Origin of the sequence: Streptomyces sp. NPDC058632, assembly GCF_042717095.1 — a bacterium.
Taxonomy (GTDB): Bacteria; Actinomycetota; Actinomycetes; order Streptomycetales; family Streptomycetaceae; genus Streptomyces.
Genome location: NZ_JBHXQZ010000202.1, coordinates 1 through 1,862, shown reverse-complemented (window position 1 = coordinate 1,862; position 1,862 = coordinate 1). Strand labels below are relative to the sequence as shown.

1 protein-coding gene is annotated in these 1,862 nt (G+C 73.5%); it reads right to left on the bottom strand.

Going from position 1 to position 1,862, the window contains the following annotated elements; translation table 11 throughout:
* Nucleotides 1-1,862, bottom strand: a 1,862-nt coding sequence (locus tag ACFWVE_RS34960) for a beta-ketoacyl synthase N-terminal-like domain-containing protein (protein ID WP_384023276.1), incomplete at both ends; no start/stop codon positions are given.

Here is a 1,862-nt window from a genome sequence, read left to right as displayed (position 1 = left end):
GCGCACACCGCGTCGAACGCCTCCGCGAACACCGGGAAACGCCCATACAGCTCACGCCCCATGCCGAGCCGCTGCGAACCCTGACCCGAGAACAGGAAGGCGGTGGAGCCGCCGTCCCTGGCGGTGCCGTGGAGGACGGCCGGGGACGACTCGCCGCGGGCGAGCGTACGCAGCCCGTCGAGAAGGTCGTCGCGGCCGACGCCGAGTACGACGGCGCGGGACTCCAGCACCGTACGGGAGGTGGCCAGTGCGTAGGCCGTGTCCAGCGGGTCCTGTTCCGGGCGGTCCGTGAGGTGGTCGAGGAGCCGTCCGGCCTGGGCGCGCAGCGCCTCGGGGGTCGCGGCGGACACCGTCCAGGGCAGCGGGGGCGTCGGGTGTTCGCCCTCGCCGTCCACCGCTCGCGGCTCGGCGGCGGGGGCGAAGGCAGGGGCCTGCTCCAGGACGACGTGCGCGTTGGTGCCGCTGAGCCCGAACGCGGACACACTCGCACGGCGCGGGTGTCCGGCCTCCGGCCACGGCCGTTCCTCGACGACCAGTTCCGCGTTGCCCTCGGTCCAGTCGACGTGCGGCGAGGGCCGGTCGACGTGCAGGGTGCGCGGCACGGAGCCGTGCTCCATGGCCATCACCATCTTGATGACGCCGGCAACACCGGCGGCGGCCTGGGCGTGCCCGATGTTCGACTTGATGGAGCCGAGCAGCAGCGGCCGGTCGGCGGGCCGGTCCTGGCCGTAGGTGGCGAGCAGGGCCTGCGCCTCGATCGGGTCGCCCAGGGTCGTGCCCGTACCGTGTGCCTCGACGACGTCGACCTCGGAGGCGGCGACTCCGGCGGCCTCGAGTGCCTGCCGGATGACGCGCTGCTGTGAGGGCCCGTTGGGGGCGGTGAAGCCGTTGGACGCGCCGTCCTGGTTGACGGCGGTGCCCCGGACGACCGCGAGGACGCGGTGCCCGTTGCGTACGGCGTCGGAGAGGCGCTCCACGAGGAGGACACCGACGCCTTCGGACCAGCCGACGCCGTCTGCCGCGCCCGCGAACGCCTTGCATCGGCCGTCCGCGGACAGACCGCGCTGCCGGCTGAACTCGACGAACATGCCCGGTGTCGACATCACCGTGGCACCGCCGGCCACCGCGAGCGAGCACTCGCCCGAGCGCAGCGCCTGGACCGCGAGGTGCAGGGCCACCAGGGAGGACGAGCAGGCGGTGTCGACGGTGACGGCCGGGCCTTCCCAGCCGTACGTGTACGACAGCCGGCCGGACACCACGCTGCCGCCTGCCGTGCCGGAGGGCGACACGTTGAGGGCGTAGTCGTGGTACATCACGCCGGCGAAGACGCCGGTGCGGCTGCCCCTGAGCGAGGCCGGGTCGATGCCCGCCCGCTCCAGGGCCTCCCAGGAGGTCTCCAGGAGCAGTCGCTGCTGCGGGTCCATGTACAGGGCCTCACGCGGCGAGATGCCGAAGAATCCGGGGTCGAACTGGGCGGCGTCGTAGAGGAAGCTGCCCCGGCGGGTGTAGCTCTTGCCTTCCGCGCCGGGCTCCGGGTCGTACAGGCCCTCCAGGTCCCAGCCGCGGTCGTCGGGCATGTCGGAGACGGTGTCGACGCCGTCGGCGACCAGTCGCCACAGGTCCTCGGGCGAGGTCACCCCGCCCGGGTAGCGGCAGGCCATGCCGACGATCGCGATCGGCTCGTCGCCGACCGGCGCCGTGCCGACGGCCGGTCGCGCGGATGCGGTGGACCGGAGGGCCGGGCCCGCGAGCTTCTCCTCGATGTGTTCGGTGACGGCGAGGGCGTTGGGGTGGTCGAAGACCAGGGTCGCGGGGAGCCGGAGTCCGGTGAGGTGGTTGAGCTGGTTGCGCAGTTCGGTCGC